This window comes from Allokutzneria sp. NRRL B-24872 (assembly GCF_002155965.1).
GTDB lineage: Bacteria > Actinomycetota > Actinomycetes > Mycobacteriales > Pseudonocardiaceae > Allokutzneria.
In genome coordinates, this window is the sequence record NZ_MUMH01000234.1 from 1 (window position 1) to 635 (window position 635).

Annotated in this window: 1 protein-coding gene and 1 pseudogene; both read right to left on the reverse strand. The window is 67.7% G+C overall.

The window, feature by feature from the left end; translation table 11 throughout:
- A partial coding sequence (locus tag CCN37_RS36690) for a LysE family translocator (protein WP_168201032.1) occupies window positions 1–366 on the reverse strand: 366 nt, incomplete at its 3' end.
- A 3-nt stretch (window positions 367–369) separates the two neighbouring features.
- Window positions 370–635: pseudogene (locus CCN37_RS40385) on the reverse strand (phosphodiesterase); the annotation flags it as partial.

Sequence of the window (635 nt, forward strand, 5' to 3'; positions counted from 1 at the left end):
CAGCACGGTCGCGCTCGCGGTCAGCCAGCACGCCATGAGCGCGGCGTGCACCAGGGCGAGCACGAGCACGTTCACGACCGTGAAAGCATCGCTGTCCAGGAACTGCGGCGCGAGCGTGAGGTAGACGGCAGCCGCCTTCGGGTTGAGCAGGTTCATCAGGAACGCCGTGTGGACGCGCACGAGTTCGTCGGGTCGCGCAGCTGTTGACACGCGCCTGCCGCGAAGCAGCGAAGTGGCACCGAGTCCAATTAGGTACGCGGCACCAACAACCTGAACGACGCGGTACACCTGCGCGGACTGCATCACGACCACGGAGAGACCGAGTACCGCGAGCGCGAATCCGATGACCGCCGCGAGTGGTGGCACCGCTCAGCTCGCGTAGTGGAAGGTCGTCGTGACCGTGCCGTCGTCGTCGAATCGGTGCAGCGCCAAGCCCGGAGCGTGCTCGCGGTTCGTCAACGGCCGCTCGCCGGGATCGAGGCGCAGCGCGGAAACGACTCCAGGCGCCACGATCACGGGCACTCCGGCGAAGGACGACACCGTGGGCGTGTGAACGTGCCCGCAGAGAACGGCCGTGACGGTGCCAATGCGCTCGATGAGCAGCGCCAGCGCTTCGGGATTGCGCAGCCCGGTCG